Source organism: Klebsiella aerogenes KCTC 2190 (genome assembly GCF_000215745.1).
In the GTDB taxonomy this organism is placed as follows: Bacteria; Pseudomonadota; Gammaproteobacteria; order Enterobacterales; family Enterobacteriaceae; genus Klebsiella; species Klebsiella aerogenes.
The window spans coordinates 3,322,855-3,346,146 of record NC_015663.1 but is presented as its reverse complement, the minus strand read 5'-3'; the positions used below and the strand labels follow the sequence as shown (position 1 = coordinate 3,346,146).

The 23,292-nt window shown below is 53.0% G+C and carries 17 protein-coding genes and 1 tRNA gene; 8 read left to right on the top strand and 10 right to left on the bottom strand.

Translation table 11 applies throughout. From position 1 onward, the window contains the following. Positions 1-12: 12 nt before the first annotated feature. Positions 13-663, bottom strand: coding sequence for a carbonic anhydrase (locus EAE_RS15745; protein WP_015704921.1), 651 nt, complete (start codon positions 661-663; stop codon positions 13-15). Between the two features lie 109 nt (positions 664-772). Here EAE_RS15745 and cynR point away from each other — a divergent pair, with 109 nt between their 5' ends. The 4 genes from cynR to EAE_RS15725 all read left to right on the top strand — a co-directional run bounded on the left by cynR (position 773) and on the right by EAE_RS15725 (position 4,742). Continuing rightward, a complete protein-coding gene (gene cynR, locus EAE_RS15740; RefSeq protein ID WP_015704920.1) occupies positions 773-1,660 on the top strand; it encodes a transcriptional regulator CynR in 888 nt (295 codons plus the stop codon). 220 nt (positions 1,661-1,880) lie between these two features. Beyond that, positions 1,881-2,318, top strand: coding sequence for a DUF2231 domain-containing protein (locus EAE_RS15735; protein WP_015704919.1), 438 nt, complete (start codon positions 1,881-1,883; stop codon positions 2,316-2,318). Then, a complete protein-coding gene (locus EAE_RS15730; RefSeq protein WP_015704918.1) occupies positions 2,311-3,615 on the top strand; it encodes a PQQ-dependent sugar dehydrogenase in 1,305 nt (434 codons plus the stop codon). Before EAE_RS15735 ends, EAE_RS15730 begins: the two co-directional genes overlap by 8 nt. 194 nt (positions 3,616-3,809) lie before the next feature. Next, complete coding sequence (locus EAE_RS15725; RefSeq protein ID WP_015704917.1) at positions 3,810-4,742, top strand: LysR family transcriptional regulator; 933 nt, start codon at positions 3,810-3,812, stop codon at positions 4,740-4,742. Positions 4,743-4,824: 82 nt separating this feature from the next. On the opposite strand, the gene EAE_RS15720 is transcribed toward EAE_RS15725, so the two are convergent. After that, positions 4,825-4,912, bottom strand: a tRNA-Ser gene (locus tag EAE_RS15720). Positions 4,913-5,055: 143 nt separating this feature from the next. Next, positions 5,056-6,684, bottom strand: a complete 1,629-nt coding sequence (locus EAE_RS15715) for an ABC transporter substrate-binding protein (protein ID WP_015367409.1) — start codon at positions 6,682-6,684, stop codon at positions 5,056-5,058. Between the two features lie 265 nt (positions 6,685-6,949). Between EAE_RS15715 and yccA the strand changes: the two genes are divergently transcribed. Both yccA and tusE read left to right on the top strand, forming a co-directional pair. Further along, positions 6,950-7,609, top strand: a complete 660-nt coding sequence (gene yccA, locus EAE_RS15710; RefSeq protein ID WP_015704916.1) for an FtsH protease modulator YccA — start codon at positions 6,950-6,952, stop codon at positions 7,607-7,609. An 87-nt stretch (positions 7,610-7,696) separates the two neighbouring features. Further along, entirely contained in the window at positions 7,697-8,026 is a 330-nt protein-coding gene (gene tusE / locus EAE_RS15705) for a sulfurtransferase TusE (RefSeq protein WP_015367412.1), read from the top strand. Here the strand turns inward: tusE and yccX are convergent. After that, positions 8,023-8,304, bottom strand: a complete 282-nt coding sequence (gene yccX / locus EAE_RS15700) for an acylphosphatase (protein WP_015704915.1) — start codon at positions 8,302-8,304, stop codon at positions 8,023-8,025. The two genes, tusE and yccX, sit on opposite strands and share 4 nt — an antisense overlap. A 182-nt stretch (positions 8,305-8,486) precedes the next feature. Here yccX and rlmI point away from each other — a divergent pair, with 182 nt between their 5' ends. Further along, positions 8,487-9,689, top strand: coding sequence for a 23S rRNA (cytosine(1962)-C(5))-methyltransferase RlmI (rlmI, locus tag EAE_RS15695; RefSeq protein WP_015704914.1), 1,203 nt, complete (start codon positions 8,487-8,489; stop codon positions 9,687-9,689). Between the two features lie 98 nt (positions 9,690-9,787). Continuing rightward, positions 9,788-10,105, top strand: a complete 318-nt coding sequence (hspQ, locus tag EAE_RS15690) for a heat shock protein HspQ (protein ID WP_015367415.1) — start codon at positions 9,788-9,790, stop codon at positions 10,103-10,105. 45 nt (positions 10,106-10,150) lie between these two features. On the opposite strand, the gene EAE_RS15685 is transcribed toward hspQ, so the two are convergent. From EAE_RS15685 to EAE_RS25680, 6 genes are all read right to left on the bottom strand, one after another. Further along, complete coding sequence (locus EAE_RS15685; protein ID WP_015367416.1) at positions 10,151-11,023, bottom strand: peptidase; 873 nt, start codon at positions 11,021-11,023, stop codon at positions 10,151-10,153. 145 nt (positions 11,024-11,168) lie between these two features. After that, positions 11,169-14,303 carry a glycosyltransferase gene (locus EAE_RS15680; RefSeq protein WP_015704913.1) on the bottom strand — a complete coding sequence of 1,045 codons (3,135 nt, stop codon included), beginning with the start codon at positions 14,301-14,303 and terminating at the stop codon, positions 11,169-11,171. A 54-nt stretch (positions 14,304-14,357) separates the two neighbouring features. Further along, complete coding sequence (locus tag EAE_RS15675; RefSeq protein ID WP_015367418.1) at positions 14,358-15,575, bottom strand: HlyD family type I secretion periplasmic adaptor subunit; 1,218 nt, start codon at positions 15,573-15,575, stop codon at positions 14,358-14,360. After that, complete coding sequence (locus EAE_RS15670) at positions 15,572-17,719, bottom strand: type I secretion system permease/ATPase (RefSeq protein WP_015367419.1); 2,148 nt, start codon at positions 17,717-17,719, stop codon at positions 15,572-15,574. The genes EAE_RS15675 and EAE_RS15670 overlap by 4 nt, the downstream gene beginning before the upstream one ends. Then, complete coding sequence (locus EAE_RS15665) at positions 17,716-19,152, bottom strand: TolC family outer membrane protein (RefSeq protein WP_015367420.1); 1,437 nt, start codon at positions 19,150-19,152, stop codon at positions 17,716-17,718. Before EAE_RS15665 ends, EAE_RS15670 begins: the two co-directional genes overlap by 4 nt. Before the next feature lie 170 nt (positions 19,153-19,322). Continuing rightward, positions 19,323-22,196, bottom strand: a complete 2,874-nt coding sequence (locus EAE_RS25680; RefSeq protein WP_227498484.1) for a type I secretion C-terminal target domain-containing protein — start codon at positions 22,194-22,196, stop codon at positions 19,323-19,325. Positions 22,197-23,292: the final 1,096 nt, after the last annotated feature.

Genomic DNA, 23,292 nt, shown 5'->3' with positions numbered 1-23,292 from the left:
AGTGAAATGAAATTACTGACCGTAAACCGGCACCGCTCTGGTATCCGGATGACCGGCCAGCGAAATAAAAGCTCTGGCATTGCCGTCATAGGCGGCAATATCCCCTGTTTCAATGTCATATACCCAGCCATGTAGCGATAGACGTCCTTCATCAAGCGCCAGGCGTACCGCAGGATGCGTTTGAATATTCGCCAGTTGGGCAATGACATTTTCATGCACCATCGCCGCGGTTTTGGCCTGCGGATCGCGATGCTCGCGGGCATCGTTCACCACTTTTGCCGAATCCGCATATTGCAACCAGTGCTTGACGGCGGGGACATGATCCAGACAACTACACTGCGCAATCGCCGTCATCGCCCCGCAATCGGAGTGACCGCAAATCACAATATCCGTGACCTTCAGAACGGCAACGGCATATTCCACCGATGCCGATACGCCGCCGGGCTCCGGACCGTAAGAAGGGACGATATTGCCAGCATTACGGATGACAAACAGATCGCCGGGTTCACGCTGGGTAACCAGTTCAGGAACCATTCGGCTATCGGAACAGGAAATAAACAGCGTACTGGGGCTCTGCCGGGAGGCTAAACTTTTAAACAGTTCAGCGCGCTCAGGAAATGCATCACGTTGAAATTTAAGAAAACCGTCAATGATTTCTTTCATGATAATGTCTACCTCGCTGTGGAATGTCAGGGAGGTTACGCGCCGCATGGCATAAAATAAAAGTCTTGTTTATAATCAAACTCATCCAAAAAACTTATGGATTGTAAGTGTGAATATTCGCTACGTTAGATATTTCCTCGCCGTCGCCGAACATCAGGGTTTTACCCGTGCGGCGGAAGCCCTGCATATTTCACAACCGGCGCTCTCACAGCAAATCAGGATGTTAGAAGAGAGCCTGGATGCGCAGCTTTTTGACCGTAGCGGCCGGCATATTCATCTAACGGACGCGGGAGAAGTGTTTTTGCAGTATGCCCGTCAGGCATTTCAACTGCTGGATGAGGGTCAACGCGCCATTCATGATGTCGCAGACCTCAGCCGCGGTTCTCTACGTATTGCCGTGACGCCCACTTTTACTTCCTATTTCGTCGTCCCATTAGTGGCGGAATTTCATGCGCGTTATCCGCATATCACGCTGGATATTCAGGAGATGCCGCAGGAGAAAATGGAGGGCCTGCTGCTGGAAAATGAGCTGGATATTGGCATTGCCTTTGCCGGGGGGACCGCGCCAGAGATTGTTTCCACCCCGCTGTTACAGGAAGTGCTGGCTCTAGTTGTCGCGGACCATCACCCGCTGGCCCGCGAAGAATCCCTTTCTTTGAGCCAGCTGGCCGCGGAGGAGTTTATTCTGCTTAATCATCATTTCGCCACCCGGTTGCAAATTGACCACTGCTTACAGCAAGCCGGTTTTCACCCGCAGGTGACCATTGAAATGCACTCGATCAATGCCATCCTCGATATCATCCAGCGAACCCAATTAGTGACCATTCTGCCGCTAAATGTCGCCGCCCAGCGCACTGGCCTGGTGACCCGATTGCTTAAAGAAGCCGCGCTTGAGAGAACCGCGGTGTTAATGCAGCGCAAAGGCGCCCGACCAAAAGCTGCGGCGCGAATTTTCGCCGAAATAGCCCGGGAGCTGGCAGCCCAAATAGAAAGTTAAGCGTACGATGGCGCGGCCAGCATCTGGCCCGCCGCCTTCCTTCTGCAACAATCTTACCGTAGCCAGTATGACCATTTGCGCAAAACAGATTTCCCGCGATTGGCATACTGAAATTGTTAACAATATGTATAATTTTATCTGCTAAGCGGTATTCATTATTCCGGCTTGAACGTCAGCATTATTTTCATCCTACCTTATTCCCCCTGACAAGGAATTGACAATGAGTGAACGCTCTCATGACCGAGGTAATAGCCTTGCGATGGTCATATATAATCTACTCAATCCGGTGCCTTACGGCTTTTTTATCGCCGGTCTCATCTTCGATATTATTTATCTCTACAGCACTAACGTGATGTGGGGAAAATGCGCCAGTTGGCTTATTGCCCTTGGCCTTATTTTTGCCATCATTCCGCGGTTGATTAATCTGGTGCAGGTCTGGTTTTTTACTCCTCGACGCCCGGCGGCAAAAATTGATTTCTGGCTAAACCTTATCGCTATTATTGCCGCGTTGGTAAACTGTTTTGTTCATAGCCGCGACGCCTGGGCGATTGCGCCGCAGAACGTAATCTATTCATCGATTACCGTTATCTGTCTGCTTGTCGCCAATATTATCAGCTCCACTTGCCTGGCTAATAATAAGGGGATTCGCCATGAATAAATTACTCCTGCCCCTGCCCGTTATGTTCGCCACCGCGCTGGCGCTGTCAGGATGCGATGAGAAAGCGAAACTCAGCCCGGATCAGCAGGTAGGGCCCGATCCCGTAATGCCGAAGGCCCAGGATTTCCTGATGCCGCCGATGCAGGTTCCCCGCGGCGTGGGCTGGAAGAGAGATGGACAACCGGCGGTCGCCCAGGGGCTGAAAATAGAAAAAATAGCCGATGGATTCCTGCATCCCAGAATGGTCTATGTCCTGCCAAACGACGATATTCTGGTCGTTGAAAGCAACGGTCCTGGCGAGGAACCTCTGACTACGCCGAAACAGCTGATTGCCGGGATAGTGAAAAATCAGTCAGGCAAAGGTGGAAAAGGCGGGAATCGCATTACACTATTGCGTAAAAACGCCAGCGGCTGGGAGAAACATATTTTCCTTGAACACCTGCACTCGCCTTTCGGCGTACAACTGATTGGCGATGATCTTTACGTCGCCAATACCGGCAACATCATGCGTTATCACTACCAGCCGGGGGCGACACATATCAGCGATGCGGGGAGCGAGCTGGCTGACCTGCCCAGCACCGTCAATCACCACTGGACCAAAGCGTTACTGGCAAGCCCGGATGGTAAGAAGCTGTATGTGGGTGTCGGCTCGAACAGTAATATCACTGAGAATGGACTGGATATTGAATATCGTCGCGCCACGGTTCTGGAGGTTGATACGGCAACCGGCGCAAGCCGTATCTTCGCCAGCGGTATCAGGAATCCTACCGGACTCGGTTGGGAACCGCAGACGGGCAAGCTTTGGGCCATTGCCAATGAGCGCGATGAGATCGGCGCCGACCTGGTGCCCGATTATTTAACTTCGGTGCAGGATGGCGGGTTTTATGGCTGGCCGTGGAGCTATTTCGGACAGCACGTTGACCGCCGCGTACAGCCGCCGCGCCCGGACATGGTCGCCAAAGCGATCAAACCGGATTATGCCCTGAGCTCCCACGTTGCGCCGCTGGGAATGCTGTTTTATACCGGAAAAATGTTGCCGCAAACCTATCAGGGCGGCGTGTTTATCAGCGAGCATGGCAGTTGGGACCGTTCGCCGCTGAATGGTTATAAAGTCAGCTTCGTCGCTTTTAAAGACGGCAAACCGGTCGGTAAACCACAGAGCGTGATCACCGGCTTTGTCTCTCGCGATGAGAAAGAGCTGTACGGCGCGCCGGTCGGACTCGCGCAGGATAATGAAGGGGCGTTAATCATTGCCGACGATGTCGGTAATACCGTCTGGCGCGTCAGCGCAAAATAAAATATCGCTATCAATTTTCCGGCTTCCCGCAGTCAGGGGAGCCTTTTTTATGCCCTGAAATTATTATCCATAGATATTGCCGGGAATAATGGAGAAAACAAAGTGATAAGCTGAGTTATCAGGACCGCTACCGTAGTTGACTACACCAGAACAGGTTGCTGAGAAACATTCATCATCAAAGAGACGTAGAGCAGATGAACCATTTATCCGCAATCAGAACATTCGTTAGCGCCGCTGATTATAAAAGTTTCAGCGCCGCCGCCAAAGCCTTAAATATTGAAGTATCCACCGTCTCTCGCCATATTTCAGAGCTGGAGGCGTATTTACAGGTGACGTTGTTTAACCGCTCAACTCGTGGATTAGCATTAACCGAAACCGGGGCATTTTTTTACTCGCACGCCCAACAACTGTTATTACAATGGGAGGAAACCCGTCAGTTAACTTCCGCACTGGATAAACAACCTTCCGGCCTGCTGCGGTTAAGCGTACCCAGTACCTTCGGCCGTCTGCACGTGATGCCTTTTGTTGATGAATTTCTTCGCCTGCACCCCAACATTTCGCTGGATATTAGTTTTAACGATGAAGTGCAGGATCTGATTGAAGCGCGCATCGACCTGAGTATTCGCATCGGCATTTTGCCTGACTCCTCGATTCATGCCCGTAAACTGGCTTCTCAGACGCGTTCAGCCTGGGCCAGCCCACAGTGGATTGCGGAAAACCGCCCTTCTGCCACGCCGGGCGCCGACCAGCAGCAGATCAATATCGTGATGTTTTCTCGCCTGCATGGCGCCGGTTGGTATACCCGTAAGATGGGTTCAGAAGATGAATGGCAGCGCATCCCGATTAACTACCGACTGAGCGTTAGCGATAGCGCCGCCATGCTTTATGCCTGCGTCAATCACACCGGGATTGCGATTTTACCGAACTGGCTATCGCAGCAGGCTGAAGAACAAGGGCTCATTCAACGGGTATTCCCGGAGTGGGAATTTAGTATGTTCCCTGGCGAAACCGCCATCTGGATGCTGTACCCGCAAAACAGGAGAGTGCCGCATAAAGTCCGAGCCTTTATCGACTTTATGGTTGAAAAGATTGGGATGCCGCCCTACTGGGAGGAGGAGACTCATTAATGACGAGAGAGGTTGAAGCAGGGATGTGCCGGTGAAACCCAAAGCAAAAAGGGGTTACCTTTCGGTAACCCCTTTTCATATTTGGCGGAAGCGTAGAGATTCGAACTCTAGAACCCTTTCGGGTCGCCGGTTTTCAAGACCGGTGCCTTCAACCGCTCGGCCACGCTTCCGGTATGGGGCGCACTATAAACACCTCTGCCGATGCTGTAAAGCATCATTTTGTTCAACTGCCTTAAAAACAAACAAATCTGTGTTATTCGTCTGAATTTCAGGCAGTTTGCACAGAAATTCGGCGTCAAGAGCGCCCTTTGACTCAATGTTTTATGATGTACATATCTTTGGTGTAGTAGTAACCCAGCTTATCCGGCTCGAAGCCGCCGACCCACGGCTTCACTAAATGGGTACGCACATAGTGATAAACCGGAATCGCGGGCACATCCTCAGCCAACAGATCCTCCGCCTGCTGATAGAATTTGCCACGCGCGGTGGTATCCGCCGCCTTCGCCGCATCATGCAGCGCTTTATCATAGGCCGGGTTACTGTACTGGCTGGTGTTTTCGCTGTCGCCGGTACGGAAGTTATTCAGGAATGACGCCGCATCGTCATAATCGGCGATCCAGGCATAACGCACGGCATCAAAATTATGCGTATGCATGGTATCCAGCATGGTCTTCCACTCCTGGTTCTGCAGCTTCGCCTCTACGCCGAGATTTTTCTTCCACATCGAACTGGCGGCGATAGCAATGCGCTGGTGCGTCTCCGAGGTGTTATACAGCAGATTAAAGACCAGCGGATGGCTTTCATTAAAGCCCGCCTCGTTAAGCAGTTTTTTTGCCTCGGCAATGCGTTTGTCGCGCGGCCAGCTGGCGTAATCCGGTTGTTTCAGCGTGACGCCGCCGATATCGGGCTGGCTAATCAGCCATGCCGGACGCTGTCCCTGCCCCATCACCTTATCGGCGATGATATCTTTATCCAGCCCCATGTTGAGCGCCCGGCGCACTCGGGGGTCATTAAAGGGCGGTTTAGTGGTATTGAGTTCGTAATAGTAGGTCGCCAGCTGTGGCGCAACGTTCAGCTGCGAGCCCATCGTTTTCTTGAGTAACGCAAACTGGTTCACCGGCACCGTATAAACAATATCTATCTCACCGGCTTTATAACGATTCACATCCGCCGCTTCGGAAGTAATCGGCAGATAGGTCACTTTATTGATTACCGTATGTTCATTATCCCAGTACTTAGGATTGCGTTGCGCCACGATGCGCTCGTTGACGACCCACTTCGACAGCGTGTAAGGGCCGCTGGTGACAATATGTTCCGGTTTAGTCCATTTATCCCCAAAACGCTCCACCAGCACCTTATCAATAGGCACCAGCGACGGGTGAGCAAGCATCGCGAGGAAGGCGGCGTTAGGCTGGTTTAACGTGACCTGCAGCGTGGTATCGTCCAGCGCTTTTACGCCGAGAGTTTCCGGCGGCTGTTTCCCCTCCGAGATATCGCGGGCGTTAACAATATGCATATTGCCCGGATAGCTGGCGTACGGCGAAGCGGTGGTCGGTGTGACCAGGCGCTGCCAGCTCCAGACGATATCCTGCGCGGTAATCGCTGAACCATCGGACCAGGTGATCCCCGGACGCAGATGGAAAGTCCAGATGAGGTTATCTTTATTCTCCCACTTCAGCGCCAGCCGCGGCTGAATCTCGCCCTGCGGCGAAACGCTTACCAGCCCTTCGAACAGATCGCTAATGATATTAAACTCGACGTCGCTTTCGACCTTATGCGGGTCGAGCGAAGCGGGTTCATTACCGTTGTTCCTGACAAGCTCCTGTTTTGCTGCAAGTTCGGTACCCTGCGGGACCTGGGCGGCCATTGCCGTGGCGGCGCTGCCGAGTAAACCCAAAACCAGTAATGCGTGTGTGATGTGGTTATATTGTTGTCGTTTCATTTCCCTTGCCTTTATGCTTCGTTGATACCCCTTCCACACTTAGTCGCTGACTGGCAATAAGGCAATATTTTTCAGTGACCTATAAGATTCAGATCTGCTTTCCGCCGCTGAACGCATAAACATACTGCATTAATCTGTTTTACCAGAATAAAACGCTGACCCACCGACACCGGGATCTGAGTAAAGATGGGTAAAAGCATTATGGCTTTCGGCTCGCTTTTCTTATGCTTCATAACTAATTACATCTGTCATAAGAGAGTGACTCATGGATCGTATAATTACCTCATCGCGTGACCGTTCATCGCTGCTCAGCACGCACAAAGTTCTGCGTAACACCTATTTTCTGCTCAGCCTGACGCTGGCGTTTTCGGCGATCACCGCCACCGCCAGTACCGTGCTGATGCTGCCGTCTCCGGGCCTTATCCTCACCCTGGTGGGTATGTATGGTCTGATGTTCCTGACCTACAAACTGGCTAATAAGCCAAGCGGTATTCTGGCGGCCTTCGCCTTTACCGGCTTCCTCGGCTACATTCTGGGGCCAATGCTGAACGCTTACCTGTCCGCAGGCATGGGCGATTTGATCGGCCTGGCGTTGGGCGGCACCGCCCTGGTCTTCTTCTGCTGCTCGGCTTACGTGTTGACGACGCGCAAAGACATGTCTTTCCTCGGCGGCATGCTGATGGCGGGCGTGGTGGTCGTTCTGATTGGTATGGTGGCGAACATCTTCCTGCAGCTGCCGGCTCTGCACCTGGCCATCAGCGCGGTGTTCATCCTTATCTCTTCCGGCGCGATTTTGTTTGAAACCAGCAACATCATCCGCGGCGGCGAGACCAACTACATTCGCGCCACCGTTAGCCTGTACGTTTCGCTGTACAACATCTTCGTCAGCCTGCTGAGCATCCTCGGCTTCGCCAGCAGAGACTAACCTTCTCTCCTGCAACACCAGGCCTCGCTTATGCGGGGCCTTATTTTTTGCTACACTGCGCGCAGTTTCCGCATTATGTGAAAAATCATGTTTATCTTTGAAGGCAGTGAAATAGAGACCGATAGCGAAGGCTATCTGAAAGAGACAACTCAGTGGAGTGAAGCGATGGCGGAGGTTATCGCCGCGCAGGAAGGGATCAGCCTGTCCGTCGAACACTGGGAAGTAGTGCGCTTCGTGCGCGATTTTTATCTGGAGTTCAACACTTCGCCAGCCATCCGTATGCTGGTCAAAGCCATGGCGAATAAATTCGGTGAAGAGAAAGGCAACAGCCGCTATCTGTACCGGTTATTCCCCAAAGGGCCGGCCAAGCAGGCGACGAAAATCGCCGGCCTGCCAAAGCCTGTAAAGTGCATTTAATAGAGAATAGCGAATTTTTGCCACTCTCTGGTGGGTTGATGGGGCTCGGTTAACACCCTGTCGACCCTTGCGCTACGCGGCCCGCCGGCCTTAAGCCAGGCAATCAGTTTTTCCACCTGCTCCGCTTCCCCGCAGGCCAGCACTTCTACGCTGCCATCATCCAGATTTCGCGCGTAACCGGTCAGCCCCAGCTGCAGCGCTTCACGCTGCGTTGAATAGCGGAATCCCACGCCCTGGACGACTCCGTGAACCCACGCCATCGTGCATACCTTCGCCATTATTACCCCCTCAACTGCGCTATCCTGATGCAGAGAATAGCAAATTCCCACCAGCATACTCACTTTTGCCTGACGCTAAAACATCCGCCCGGCGGCGGCAGGAATGGTGCTTGCCCCAGCCAGTTATGCTAATCTACGCGCCATTTTTCGGTGCCGACACTCCGTCGCTTAAAGGTAGCTCCATGACAGATTCCATTATCCCCCGCTTAGTATTAGCCAAAGGACGCGAGAAATCCCTGCTGCGTCGCCATCCATGGATTTTCTCCGGCGCCGTCGCCCGGATGGAAGGTAAAGCTCGCTCCGGCGAGACGATCGATATCGTTGATTCGCAGGGGAAATGGCTTGCTCGCGGCGCCTATTCGCCCTCCTCGCAGATCCGCGCCCGCGTCTGGAGTTTCGATCGTCATGAAGCTATCGATAATGCTTTTTTCGAGCGTCGCCTGCAGCAGGCGCAAACCTGGCGTCAATGGCTGGCCGAACGCGATGGTCTTGACAGCTATCGTTTAATCGCCGGGGAATCCGACGGCCTGCCAGGCGTGACAATCGATCGCTTTGGCGATTTCTTCGTCCTGCAGCTGTTGAGCGCCGGCGCGGAATATCAGCGTGCGGCCATCGTCAGCGCTCTGCAGACCCTGTTCCCGCAATGCTCGATCTACGATCGCAGCGATGTGGCGGTACGTAAAAAAGAAGGATTGGACCTGGCGCAAGGCCCGGTGGTAGGCGAACTGCCGCCAGCGCTACTGCCCATTACCGAACACGGGATGCAGCTGCTGGTAGATATTCAGGGCGGCCATAAAACCGGCTACTATCTCGATCAGCGCGATAGCCGTCTGGCGACCCGCCGCTACGTCGCCGATAAGCGCGTCCTCAACTGCTTCTCTTATACCGGCGGATTCGCGGTTTCTGCGCTGATGGGCGGCTGCCGCCTGGTCACCAGCGTTGATACCTCACAAGAGGCGCTGGATGTCGCCAGACAGAACGTTGAGCTGAATAAGCTGGATCTGTCGAAAGCCGAATTCGTACGCGACGACGTGTTCAAACTGCTGCGTAAATATCGCGATCAGGGGGAAAAATTCGATGTTATCGTCATGGATCCGCCGAAATTCGTCGAAAACAAAAGCCAACTGATGGGCGCCTGCCGCGGTTATAAAGACATTAATATGCTGGCGATCCAGCTGTTGAACCCAGGCGGCGTACTGCTGACCTTCTCCTGTTCCGGCCTGATGACCACCGATTTATTTCAGAAAATCATCGCCGATGCCGCAATAGATGCCGGGCGTGATGTACAATTTATAGAGCAGTTCCGTCAGGCTGCCGATCATCCGGTGATCGCAACCTACCCGGAAGGACTGTATCTGAAAGGGTTTGCCTGTCGCGTCATGTAACTTGAAAAGCGGAACATCGCCCACACGTTATTCTCATGACTCAAGAACATTTGAAGATGATGGATACAGTGGGCGCCAGCGTTTCCCGGGAGGTGACTATGATTGCCAGCAAATTCGGTATCGGCCAACAGGTTCGCCATACGCTACTCGGCTACCTTGGCGTAATCGTTGATATCGATCCAGAGTATTCGCTTGACGAGCCCGCCGCGGATGAAATCGGCGCCAACGATGAACTGCGCGCGGCCCCCTGGTATCATGTTGTGATGGAAGATGAGGACGGCCAGCCGGTCCACACCTACCTCGCGGAAGCGCAGCTCAGCAGTGAAGCCAGCGATGAACATCCCGAACAGCCGTCGATGGACGAACTGGCGCAGACTATCCGTAAGCAGTTGCAGGCGCCGCGTCTGCGTAACTAAGCCCTCCGCGCCGCCCCGATGGGCGGCGTGTTTCCACGATCGCTCTTAATGCTCAACCTCTGCGTCAGCTAAAGCCTGACAAATCGCGCCGTTAAACTGCGGGGCCTGTTGTTGAGCTTCTGACCAACGAGTATTAGCGACATTCAGCTGTCTTGACTGCGCAGCGCTATTGCGGGACAGCTGATTAAAGAAAGGCTGTAGCATTCCTCCCCCGGCAACGTCCTGCGCAATCAACACCGTAGAACCATCGCTGTAGCGAAAACGCTGAGCAGCGGCAGGCAGCGCGACGCTGGCAAATCGCGCCGCCGCGACGCTTGCCCAGTAGTTGGCCGCAGAGTAGCCGCGCGAGAAGTTACTTTCACAGGCCGGTAACACGGCCAGTCGACGGGTATTTTTCTCTGGCGCTTTAAAACTATTTTCCATCCAGCGCGCCATTCCTTCCAGATACCATCGTTGTTTAAACACCGCGTAACCATATTGATAAAGATGGAAAAACTCATGAGCCGGGGTGACGTTGCGGGCTGGATCTAGCGCAGCATTCAGCACAAACTTCAGGCCGCAAGGTATCTGCCTGCCATCGCCCATCGTTTCTGAAGCGACGCGGTCGAAGGCAAGGCCGTTACCTTTTGGCAAAGTCAGCACATAAATGTTGATTTGCCGCGCCTGTGCGTAAATTTTCTGCTGTAGCGGAAAGCGTAATCCCAATACCGTGGAGTAGAGATATTTAGCGGCCTGTAGCTGAACGGCAATATCCTTAATGCTGTCGGGAACACCGCTACCCGAACTGTCGTACTGAAATTTAAGGGCATCAGGCCCCTGCAGGCTATAAAAAATGTGGAACTCATCTTCGACATATTCTTTTTCAAGAACATGCTTAAGTAGTATCGAACCTTTAACACAGCGCGATACCTGCACCATTTCTTCCGCGGAGGCTGAAGGGAGACAAGACATCGCCAACCAACACGCTGCTATTGATGTCGCCCATGATTTTACTGGTTGCATAGCGCCGCCTCCCCGACATGCTCCGCCCCGACATCATATGCTCGCCGGGGCGGCAGTCGTCTTACACTACCCGTTCTTTGAGAGAAACCACGTTCGGCCCCTGTTGGCCCTCAGCGCTTATCCGCTGTTCATTCTGCTGCAACCACTGCTCCCAGCGTTGGGCAATCGCATTGGCGCAATAACGTCGCGCGTTACGCAGGGCGGCAGCCTGCATCTCTTTTTGTAGCGCCTTGTCAGAAATAACCTGTACCAACGCCACCGCCAGCGCATCTTCATCACCGTATGGCACCAGGATCCCGGCCTGTCGATCCTGCAGAATATCGCGCGGGCCATATTTTATCGCAAAGCTGATGAGCGGTGTGCCGTACGCCATCGCCTCAACGGCTGACAAGGATTGCCCTTCCTGATTTGAGCACAATACCGTGCAGCAGGCGGATTTATGTACTGCGGCAATATCTGAGGTAAAGCCATTAATGGAGATGATGTCCTCCATTTTCCACGCTTTTACCTGATCGCTGAGAGTACGGCGTAACGGCCCGACACCATAGGTATGCAGTCGCGCACCAGGAAGCTGCGCCGCTACCTTGCGAAAGGCGTTAAACAACATCATGTGCTGCTTCTCTTCCGAGTAACGCGCCAGGTAGATAACGGTTTCAGAGGGATCCTTTTGCGGGTTTGCCGGAATTTTGCTGTCATCCATATGATTAGGGATGACGGTCAGACGTTCGCCGGGAAATCCTTCATGCTGTAAGTCCTGCCACTGCTCATCGGTGAGAACGATTAAGCGGTCAACCAGTTCCGGTTGCTCGATTAAGTGGCGGTAGGAGGCTTTCACTACGCCATTAAGCAACTGATGATGGGAATGGATAATCGCGCTCAGCGTGCAGTCTATCCGCTGTGCCGGACGAGAACAGACAAACGCTTTCCAGGCTTTATTTTTATCGACGATAAAATGCCAGCGGCGCTCGTCGGGCAGCATCATCTCCAGCATCCACGAGAAGAACGCCTCCTGCTGGTTGAAGGATTTAACGTCGCCGTCAGGCAAGGCAACATCGATACGGGCAATTTGCAAATTCGCTTTTCTTTCGTCGAAATATTTGCGCAGCAGAACATTGCCGGCGCCATCGACATAATCCTCCACCAGCTGTCCCTGCGGGCGTAGCTGATAGTTATTTTTGCCGACCGAGGCCTGGGCCTTCGGCGCGATAGCCTGTCGGAGCTCAACCTCACCTTTAAGCGCAGGCAGCGGGATAATTTTCCCCGCTGCGAAGCTCGTCACTAAAGCCTCGTAGAGGTTATAAACCGGCACCTCTTCCGGCAACGCGCCACGCGCCTTTAACGCCTTGACCGCGACATGCAGTTCCGGATCCCACATTGCGGTGATAAGCCAGGGCACGGTCTGCAGGTGCTCGACGAACAGCTTCGCACGCCGGGTGGCGGCGACTTCAATACCGTTGCCAACATCACGCAGGTTCTCTAACAAAAATACCGTTGTCCCCCGGCGCTCGGGAGGCGCAACCGCAGGAATTGACTGGCGCATAGTCGCCGCCTGATAATATTTTTGATAGGCAATATAGCCAGACAGATAGTGCTCAACGTCATCAATACGCACGCGGTAGCTGTGGTGGCGAATAAAGAAGCTGTTGACGATACGCGCCGGGTTTTTAAAGAACATCGCCAGTTCCGGCCAGAAGAAACCATCCAGCAGGTAGCGCGCACGACACTCCAGCGCCTGATAGAACTTTTCTTTATCAAACCCTTCAAGTAAATGACGTTGCGCCGGCGAAGCGTCAAGGCGCGCAATCATCTCTGCTGCCGCCATCATCAGCTCCAGCAGCGTCGGATAGGTTGTCACGCGCTGCAGTACGAAATCCAGATGTCCGCGCACGTTATCCAGCCCAAAGCGAAAATAACATTCTTCCGGACGAAAACGCGTCAATTCGTTAACACAGTAACTCAGCCAGTGGTCGTGATGCTGCCAGTGCTGTTGCCGAATGAAGTATTCGAACGCTTTTTCAACCATCGCCAGCCACTGCGGCATTTGCGTCAGGCTATACAAACGCATCAACGCGAACGCCGCCTCGCCATCGTAGTAGATAATACGATGCTTAGCCTTCAACGAGAGGTCGTGACTATTGAGAACATGGACAAACTCGCCGCTCTGCGCATCCTGCATAAATGCAATACCGGCGGCCAGTTGCGCCATTAATTCCAGGTGCTGCTGGTCGCCTGTCGTTTCCGTGTATTTGACCAGCGCCAGAATACTCACCGCATTGCCGCCGAGTTTAATTTCATTATCGACATCACACAAAAATGCCGCCTGTTGCCCATCGTCAAGGGTACGCACAGAAATAAGATTGGTAACCAGGTAACCAATCGCTCGATCGATCGCCTGGCGCAGGTGCGGTTGCCTGGTTGCTTCCCATGCTTCAATTAACGAATAGGTCGAACTGGCATGACGCAAGGCGTTATAGGATCGTACAGGACGATCGAAACAGGGAAACCAACCGTAGTAATAAAGTCCATCTTTTTTCACCTGACGAGCTAAGTAATCGCTACCTTTTTTGATCACTTCCGCCAGCCAGTTTTTTTGCCATTCTTCGCCGATAACGCGGTAGCCTGAACTGCGGCCGCTGTGCTCAATCAGCCTGGCGCCGCTGCGGTCGCAGAATACCGCGCGGGTTTTGAAACGCCAAAGTATCTGCTGTGGTGCATCCGGCCAGCTCAAACTTTGTTTAAAGCGTCGTTGGCCATAGTTTTCCAGATTGATGCCATTTGGCGCCGCGACACCGTTATCTCCGTCATACAATAAGGCATTCGCCGCAATTTCCTGTTCGAGGATCGCCTGAGTAAATTGCGCATCGAAAGAAAGGCCAAAGCGGAAATAATTGCGTTTGGTGATGCTGAGTTTCTTCTGTAGGTTTTCCCAGCTGAGTTTTTCAACGCTATCGACAATATCAATACGCAACCACTGTGGTTCGTTGTCTTGTTTTTTGCGCCACTCCTGCAGGGCTCTGGCGCCAGCAAGCCAGGCTTGATCAAAACTGGCCGCCGCTGCGACCTGGACATGCGCCCGCTCCTTACCATCACTCACGCTAAAAAAGATAACCCACCCGGGATAATCAGCAGGCAGCGCGGTCGTTTTTAATGGTCTGCTCTGAAAGCAGGCCTGTTGTAATAAATCGCTTAATGCCATCTCAAATCTCCATACGTTGAAAATTTCACCAAACATGAAGCCAACTTGTGGGTATTACCTTTCTCTCAGCGCCTCTTTTGCTCGATTAAATGGTTTCACCAGATAATCCATTACCGTCTTTTCGCCGGTTTTAATATCAACAGTGGCGATCATTCCCGGACCGATTAAAAAACGCTTACCGTGTTTATTTTCCAGATAGTTATGATCGGTACGGATAAACACCCGATAGTAATAAAGATCGGGTTTTGCCTCGTCCTGAATAGTATCGGGAGAAATGGTCTCAACGACCCCATTAAGCGCGCCGTAGATGGCATAATCATAGGCGGTGATTTTCACCAGCGCCTTCTGATCGGGATGAATAAAAGCGATATCGCGCGGCGAAATACGCGCTTCAATTAATAAGCGGCCATCGATCGGCACGATATCCATCAGCTCGCCGTTCGGGGCAATAACGCCGCCAATGGTGTTGACCTTGATATTTTTGACGATCCCCTGCACCGGCGAGCGAACGGTCAGCCGGGCGACGGAATCCGCCCGCCCTTTAATGACTTCGGCAAGACTGGCTACGTCGGCATTGGCTTTCGATAACTGTTCGCGGGCATCGACGTAGTAGCGGGTGTTGAGATCGATTTTCTTTAACTCAATATCGGCAGCCTGTTGGCGCAAACGCAGCACTTCCACATTACTGGCAGCGCCGGTTTTAGCCAGCCTTTCGTTGATAGCCAACTCGCTTTTCACCAACGACAGCGACTGCTCAAGCTGGCGCATCGATTTGGTTAGCTGGTCCCGTCGGCTATGATAGAGGCGGGTTTCTTCCGCCAGTAACCCCGGCCAGGCCTTAAGAGAAGGAGGAAAAATCAGCGGTTGGTTATTAACTTCGGCGGTAAGGCGAATGCTCGCTGCCAGTGAAGCGCGATATTTCGCCTGGCTCTCGCCGACGTTCGATTCGCTACGGGTAGGATCAAGCCGCGCGACGACCTGCCCGGCCGCCACCCTGCTCCCCTCGCGGACGTTGAGCTCGGTTAAGATCCCGCCATCAAGGGTTTGTAGCACCTGCTCACGAGAACTTGGGATCACCTTACCTGTCCCGGTCGAAACCTCGTCCAGGGTCGCAAACCACGCCCATACGCCGGTCACTACCATTAGCAGCGCCAGCAGGAGAATTAAGCGGCGCGATTTGACCAGTTCAGCCTCATCCCGTTCATTATCGACCATGTCAGAAACCGGATCGGCATCCTGCGCCAGTGGAAGAATCGCGTCGGACTTATTCATATATTCACCACCTGGCCACGCGCTTTTTCTTGTTCAAAGACCGTCGCTTTAGGTTTATCCAACGCCAGTTGCCCATCCTGGATAACCAAAATACGATCGACAATGCTCAGCACCGCCGCTTTATGGGTAGCAATAATCAATGTACGTTCGCCCACCCAATGCGCCAGTTGCTCGACAAACGCTTTTTCGGTGCGTTCATCAAAGAATGAAGTCGGCTCATCCAGCAAAATAATATTGGGGTCGCGCAGCAGAGAGCGCGCCAGCAGCAATGATTGCCGTTGCCCGCCGGAAAGGCCAAGGCCCCCTTCCATCACCAGATGCTCAAGCCCCATGGGCAGTTTACTGACGAACTCCATCGCCCCGCACAGTTCCAGTACCTTCACCAGTTCGTCATCACTGGCCATTGGCCTTCCCAGCGTTAAATTTTCCCGTAGCGTTCCGTGGAACAGACGAGCTTCCTGGGTTAGCAAAGTCGCATTGCGGCGAATATCCGCCAGATCGATTTGCGGCAGGGCAAGATCGTCGAGCCGCAGCTCACCGGATGCCAGCTCAACGTTACCCATCATCGCCTGCAATAGCGTCGATTTGCCGGCGCCGATGCGTCCGAGGATAGCGATTTTCTCCCCGGCCTTAATCGACAACTGCTTAATACGCAGCGGAATGGGGCCGTTGTCCTTGCCGTAGCGAAACTCAGCGTTGCGAAACTCATAGTTGCCGTGCAGCACAGCGCGGTGGATGCGCGGCTCATCCTGCCCGCCTTCTACCGGCAGCGCCATCAGATTATCCAGGCTGGCTTTCGCCACCTTCACCTGCTGCCAGCGCGCCAATACGCCGCAGAGCGCGGTCATTGGCGCCACCATCCGGCTTGACAACATTGACGCCGCCACCATCGCGCCGGTTGTAATGTCGCCATTAATCACCAGCGGCGCGCCGACCACCACCACCGTGGCGTACAGCAGATTCTGGATAGACATCCCCCAGCTCACCAGGCCGTGGGTGACTTTGCGGGTTTTTACCCCCGATTCTGCGGTGATAGCCACATAGCTATTCCACTGCTGCAGAAAGCGGCTTTCCGCCTGCATCATTTTGATATCCGGTAAGCCCTGAATGCTTTCCACCAGAATGGCGTTTCGTAGCGTGCTTTCGTGTTGATTCTTGTTAGCCAGTTCGGCCAGTTTCTTTTGCAATAAAAATCCCGGAAGCAGCATCAGGATCGTCGCGACCGGCGCGATCCAACTCAACCAAGGCGAAACAATGAACAGTACCAGTTGGAAAAGGATGAAAAACGGCAGATCGGCAATAACCGTCATCATGGTTGACGTCATCATTTCCCGTACCTGCTCGAGCTCGCGTATCTGTGAAATAAAACTGCCAGTAGAACGCGGAACCGCTGAGTTTTTTAGCCGCAGCGCATGACCAAATACACGATCGGAAATACGAATATCTCCGCGTTTGCCAAGTAGGTCAGTAACGTGTCCACGGGTAATTTTGAGAATAAAGTTGAATACTGCAGCGATTAATACGCCGCTGAATAAAACGTATAAGGTGGGATAAGACTGCGCCGGGATCACCCGGTCGTACACCTGCATCGAAAATAGAATGCCGGCCAGAGCCAGTACATTAATTGCCAGCGATGCCAGCATGACATGCATATACGGGCGGATATCTTTGAGAACGATTTTGCGCAGCCAGTCCGGCTGAAAGCGCGCAAGATAACTTTCAGTTCGGATATCTTTTTCGGGCGAAGCTGGACGAAATGCAACGGTAAGCTCAATCTCAGCCAATAATGCGTCCAGCGGCCACTGGCTGAGTAAGGTGAGCTCTTTGACAAAACGGATGCCAACTAAATTATTAAGATCAAAGCTTTCGATAATACCAATCTGTCCATCTTTAAGCTGAACGACTAGCGGCAAGCGCCACGCCGACATACGCCGGTCGTTGCCGTTGAGAAATTGACAATGCAAACCGGCGTGCCGACAGAGATGTTTAAGCGCATCAGGCAGTGTTTTCTGCGTCGCCCACTCCGCCGCCGCATGCAGCGTCCCCGGCGAATAGCTCTGCCGATAATGGCTGGCGACAAAAGCCATCGCGTTAGCCCAATCCAGAAGATGGGGAATATCGCTGTGATGAGGTTGTTCGCTCATGGGCGGATCTCCACACCCTGGATGCTTTGATTATCCAGAGCAAAAACGGAGCGCATCTTTCCAGTACTGAACAGACAGTCCAGCTCCAGATTACGCAGTTGTGCTTCAGTTAACACCTGGCTGAATTGCGCCTGATAGATTTCCTGATCGACGTTAAGCAGATCCAGTAGCGGACGCGTACCCAACTGCAGATATTGATCCTGATAGAGCGCGCGAGTTTGCTCGCCAAGTTGCTGCTGGCGGCGCTGGATACTGATGGATTGTTTAAGATTCAGCGCCTCATCGCGCGAGGCGCTTAATTTCTGACTGGCATCGAGTTGGGCGTTTCTAATCCCGGCGTTAGCCGCAGATAAAATTTGCTGCGCCGCTTCGCGGGAGGCCGTTAATGCCCCCCCCTGGTAGATTGGCATTTCCACTTTGACCCACGCCGAATATTGCGTTTTATTTAACACGGCGCTGTTGGCGTAATTATCATTCAGATAATGCGTCACCTGGGGTTCCAGAGAGATGGTCGGTAGCATTTGCGCTGTCGCGTTATCGAGCTGCGCCTGCGCCTGCGTGGCTTGCGCTAAAGCGGCCAGCACAGCGGGTACGGCACGATAATCAATTTTACTTACGGCACAGGCCGCATCCATATCCTGCGGCACGCCGTCAGTCACGGAGGTAATGCTGCCAAGCCCAAGATAGGTGGCCAGAGTCGCTTTCCAGCGTTCGAGCGCCGCCTGATATTGGATAAGCGTCGCCTGCGCCCCCTCAACGCGAGTGTCAGTCTGCACAACATCAGAGAGCGAAGTTGCCCCGGCATCGTTACGCTGGCGGATCAGATCGCCAATTTGTTTTAGCGAATCAACTTGTGCCTGAGCGATTTTCACCAACTTCTGGTAGCCCTGCATCTGCACCACCGCGCCAGCGGTATCATGGGCCACCTGGTCGATATTAAGCATCACCATCGCCTGCTGCTGGGCAACGGCGGCATCTGCCGCTCTGACCGAGCTTGAGACTTTGCCGAAGTCGTAGAGCATTTGTGAAACAGAAACAACTAATGAGGGTGAATAGCCGGAATCGGAGTATGAATTACTATAACCATTATTCATCCCCGCGTTCACCTGGGGATAATATTTGGCTTTAGCTACATCCACGCGCTGCACCTGTTCCTGAAGTTTACTCACCTGCTGAGTAATCGCCGGGTGCCAGTTGACCGCTGATTTTACCGCGGTGGCAATATCTAACGGGCCGGTTAAATGACTCTGCGGATTGATGAGATCCTCAGAATATCCGGCGACCTGTTGGCTATCGTTTAATCTCTGAGTACTAATGTTAGTCGGCGGAAATGAAAGCTCTTCCGCATCAGCCGTTAATATTACGCTTAACGACAGCAAAATTGTGCTGAACCTGTAAACGCTGACAATCCCTTTTTGTTGAAATAGACGCATAAAATTACCCTTCAGAAAGCACACTGAAAATATGGATATACTCTTTTCGCATCATTCTTTTTATTTAACGATTGCCCATCGTTTCCGGGGTTGTTTTTCGTCGTTTCACCTCCAGCGTATAAAGCCATAATGGCGGCGCCTCCCTGCGCCACCCGTGATATGGCCTGATTTTAGTGCGAGTTATTGGTATCAATCAGCTCGTCGAGCGAATTGATATGGACCCCCTGCAGCGTGATTAACGTCGCTGGCTGGTGCGTCGTTCCACCCGAACCATCGCGGTCGATAGACACCACGGTATTACCGCCGACATAGCTCAGCGTAATATAGTTACCCAGCGTATCACTGGATCCATTCCAGCCGACCAGCAGCGCAGAGACATCGATATGGTCTCCCTGGGCGACCGAGAAATCGTTCCAGGTATCGCTGCCGTTGCCCCCCGTGTTGTCATCCGCCAACAGGTTATAGACCACCGTATCGGCGCCCACTCCCATGCTATAGGTGTCATCGTAAGCCGTACTGTGAATGCTATCGTCATTGACGCTGCCGGCAATCTGCGGATGGAGATCGATGGTCAAATTCGCCGTCGAACTACCGCCATCACTACTAATAAGCGTGTAAGTAAACGTCTCCTTAGCCGTAATGGCATCAGTATTGATACCGCTATTCAGCTGATAGGTATAACCTCCCTGCCCATCAATGGTCAGCGTTCCATATTCACCATACAGCACAGCTTTCCCGTTAGTCGCGCTGGTTCCTGTGTCGTTGGTCAAGGTTCCATCAGTATGGAATGTCCAATGCGTCACGACACCCAGATTGTTTTCCCCCGTTATCGTGAACCCGCTATGCAATGATCCAAGCGTATCCTGAACCCCGTCTGCGCCAGAACCGTCGAGGATATTGCCGGCCACAGATTGCGCGGCCGTCAGATGCGCATCGGTATGAATCTCGGTTCCCGTCACGCTCGCCGCCAGGTTGTATGTCATTGCCGGTCCAGCCTGCATCGTATGACTAATACTCAGAGTATAATCACCTGCGGCAAGTTGTACCGGAGTAGTTCCATTAACCAGGTTAAGCGTCACAGTGTCCGTATCCGTTGTCGGGCTTATGATGGGGACACCATCCAGAGCCATACTCAAAGGCCCGCTCCAGACCGTCACATCAGTCATTACCCCGTCAACCATCACATGATGAACCAATGTGACTGTCCCTGAGAGATCGCCGTTCAAGACAGTCAAGCCACTAGTCCTGGTGCCACTCAGATTTAGGGTGATGGAAGCGTTATCCACTTCCCGGCCTTCAGCGACGGTAAAGTTCTGGCTTGTAACGTTAGTCGTCGATGTCGTATTAGCCGCTACTGCTGCATTTGTCACCGCAAGATTACTGACGCTTTGCGTCCAGGTAACCGACTGCATTGCCGTCGCCACCGACAGGGAGGCGATATCATCAACCGCTATCGCTGGCGTTGACTCAATGTTCATCGTCAGCGTTGTCGACGATGTATGACCCAGCGTATCCGTTATCGTATAGGTGAAGACATCACTCTGACCCACACCGGTTGTTCCATTAGCATGATAACTATAGCTACCATCAGACTTGATAGTCAGAGTACCGTAGGTGCCGTTAATCGTGACGCCGCTGGCAGTGACGGTCTCGACCTGCGATCCAAACTGGATGCTGCTTACGGTAATTCCATTACCTGTATCGCCAACATCACCATCGCTATCGGTGTGCAGAACATTCCCCGTCACGTATTTAGTCGAATCAGTCACCTCCATACTAATGCTGGTGCCCAAATTCAGATTCAGTATCGAACCAATCAATCCTCCAGTCGTCGGCGACGAAATAACGACCATATAGTTACCGGCACCAATTTTTTCGAACTCACCGCCACCCGCGTACTGCAGGCTTAATCCAAGGAGCCCCTGCGGTGTTGCCGAAATTCCATCCTTAATGACGCCGACAATCTGGTTGGTATCGGTATTCACCAGGATAAGATCCAGAGTGACCGCGCCAAGCGCCACGCTTAAGGTTGTTGACCCCGTAACGGCCAGGGTGACATCCTGTTCAGTCCCGTCAGCTACGGTAAATTTAAAGCCATTTGTCGGCAGTGCGACATTCACCGTATTGAGTAAGGAAAGTCCAGCCAGTTGAACGACATTACCTCCCTGTATATCAATATTGTCATCGACATTCCCGACGTAGTAAGCCTGGGTATCCGGATTGGCCTGGGCCGATTCAACCTCCTGGCCAATATTGATGGTCAGTGTGGTGGTTGATTGCACGCCATTGCTGTCCGTAATGGTGTATGTGAATACATCCGCATTACCTGCCGAACCCGCCTTACCAGACGCCTGATAGGTATAGCTACCGTCAGCATTAATCGTCAGTACGCCATAAGCCCCCGTTACTGATATTGTGCCGCCGTTGACTGAGTGAGGTTCACCCGCCGCAGATGTCGCGGTGACAGTGGTAACTGACAGACCCGTACCGCTATCAGCCATGTCGCCATTTTCAGAACCCTCCAGCACGTTGCCGGTGACGGTGCTTCCGCTATAACCCAACGAATCGGTTACCGTTGCCTCGACAAAGGTGGCTACACCCGCTCCCGCGAGCGTATTAATCAAGCTAACCAATACCCCATCAGAATTCGGTGAGGAAATCGCCAACGCATAGTTTCCTGCCGGTAAGTTCTCGAAGGATGCCGTACCGCTATACACCAGCCCGCCAAGTAATGTCGCGCTGATATTCACACTTCCAGGGTCAATTGCGACCACTCGTCCAGTTGCGACATCAATCACCGAGAGGTCGGCCGTCAACGTATTTCCAGCCCCCAACAGATTGACTATCGAAGTTAGCAGTCCGCCGGTTGAAAGCAGTGACACGCCGCTGACATCAACAGTCATATTTTCTGTGGTGTTGTTATCCACGTTGAAGCGGAAACTACTGCCAGACAGCAGTGACACATTAATCGTGCTTAACAGCGAGACGCCAACCAACTGCGACAGATTACCTTCGGTACCATTAAGGTTGCCGTAATGCTGCACAACCTCAGAACTGTTGGTATCAGGTATTGCCTCAACAGAATCCGAGTCGCTGTCGGAGTCCGAGTCGCTGTCAGAGTCAGAGTCAGAGTCGCTGTCAGAATCCGAATCGCTATCCGAGTCAGAGTCACTGTCAGAATCCGAATCGCTATCCGAGTCAGAATCACTGTCAGAGTCCGAGTCGCTGTCGGAGTCCGAATCGCTGTCCGAATCCGAGTCGCTGTCGGAGTCCGAATCGCTGTCCGAATCCGAGTCGCTGTCCGAATCCGAATCGCTGTCCGAATCCGAGTCGCTGTCCGAGTCCGAATCGCTGTCCGAATCAGAATCCGAGTCGCTGTCGGAGTCGGAATCGCTGTCGGAATCCGAGTCGCTGTCGGAGTCGGAGGAATCGCTGTCGGAATCCGAGTCGCTGTCGGAGTCGGAGGAATCGCTGTCCGAATCCGAGTCGAGTCGCTGTCGGAATCGGAATCACTGTCAGAGTCCGAGTCGCTGTCAGAGTCCGAGTCGCTGTCGGAATCGGAATCACTGTCAGAGTCCGAGTCGCTGTCAGAGTCCGAGTCGCTGTCAGAATCCGAATCGCTGTCAGAATCCGAATCGCTGTCAGAATCCGAATCGCTGTCAGAGTCCGAATCGCTGTCGCTATCCGAATCGGAGTCACTGTCCGAATCCGAATCGCTGTCGGAATCCGAGTCGCTGTCCGAATCGGAATCACTGTCGGAGTCCGAATCACTGTCCGAGTCAGAGTCACTGTCAGAATCCGAATCGCTGTCCGAATCCGAGTCGCTGTCAGAATCCGAATCGCTGTCGGAATCCGAGTCGCTGTCCGAATCGGAGTCACTGTCCGAATCCGAGTCGCTGTCGCTATCCGAATCGCTGTCAGAGTCCGAGTCGCTGTCCGAATCTGCATCAGCATCAGATTCTCCGATATCACTTCCTGCCACGATATTAATTGTCAACGTGGCCGTCGCAGTATGACCATTCGCATCCACAATCGTGTAGGTAAAGACATCCGCCTGCCCAACAGCGTCTGCATCCCCTGTTGCTTTGTAGGTATAACTGCCGTCCGCATGGATCGTTAGTTGTCCGTAGAGACCATTGA

Coding starts and splice junctions, on each gene's coding strand:
- EAE_RS15730 (WP_015704918.1), top strand. CDS start 2,311: ATGAATAAATTACTCCTGCCCCTGCCCGTTATGTTCGCCACCGCGCTG.
- EAE_RS15675 (WP_015367418.1), bottom strand. CDS start 15,575: ATGAATAAGTCCGACGCGATTCTTCCACTGGCGCAGGATGCCGATCCG.
- EAE_RS15665 (WP_015367420.1), bottom strand. CDS start 19,152: ATGCGTCTATTTCAACAAAAAGGGATTGTCAGCGTTTACAGGTTCAGC.
- EAE_RS15745 (WP_015704921.1), bottom strand. CDS start 663: ATGAAAGAAATCATTGACGGTTTTCTTAAATTTCAACGTGATGCATTT.
- yccA (WP_015704916.1), top strand. CDS start 6,950: ATGGATCGTATAATTACCTCATCGCGTGACCGTTCATCGCTGCTCAGC.
- EAE_RS15725 (WP_015704917.1), top strand. CDS start 3,810: ATGAACCATTTATCCGCAATCAGAACATTCGTTAGCGCCGCTGATTAT.
- yccX (WP_015704915.1), bottom strand. CDS start 8,304: ATGGCGAAGGTATGCACGATGGCGTGGGTTCACGGAGTCGTCCAGGGC.
- EAE_RS15715 (WP_015367409.1), bottom strand. CDS start 6,684: ATGAAACGACAACAATATAACCACATCACACACGCATTACTGGTTTTG.
- EAE_RS15670 (WP_015367419.1), bottom strand. CDS start 17,719: ATGAGCGAACAACCTCATCACAGCGATATTCCCCATCTTCTGGATTGG.
- EAE_RS15680 (WP_015704913.1), bottom strand. CDS start 14,303: ATGGCATTAAGCGATTTATTACAACAGGCCTGCTTTCAGAGCAGACCA.
- EAE_RS15735 (WP_015704919.1), top strand. CDS start 1,881: ATGAGTGAACGCTCTCATGACCGAGGTAATAGCCTTGCGATGGTCATA.
- rlmI (WP_015704914.1), top strand. CDS start 8,487: ATGACAGATTCCATTATCCCCCGCTTAGTATTAGCCAAAGGACGCGAG.
- tusE (WP_015367412.1), top strand. CDS start 7,697: ATGTTTATCTTTGAAGGCAGTGAAATAGAGACCGATAGCGAAGGCTAT.
- EAE_RS15685 (WP_015367416.1), bottom strand. CDS start 11,023: ATGGTGCAGGTATCGCGCTGTGTTAAAGGTTCGATACTACTTAAGCAT.
- hspQ (WP_015367415.1), top strand. CDS start 9,788: ATGATTGCCAGCAAATTCGGTATCGGCCAACAGGTTCGCCATACGCTA.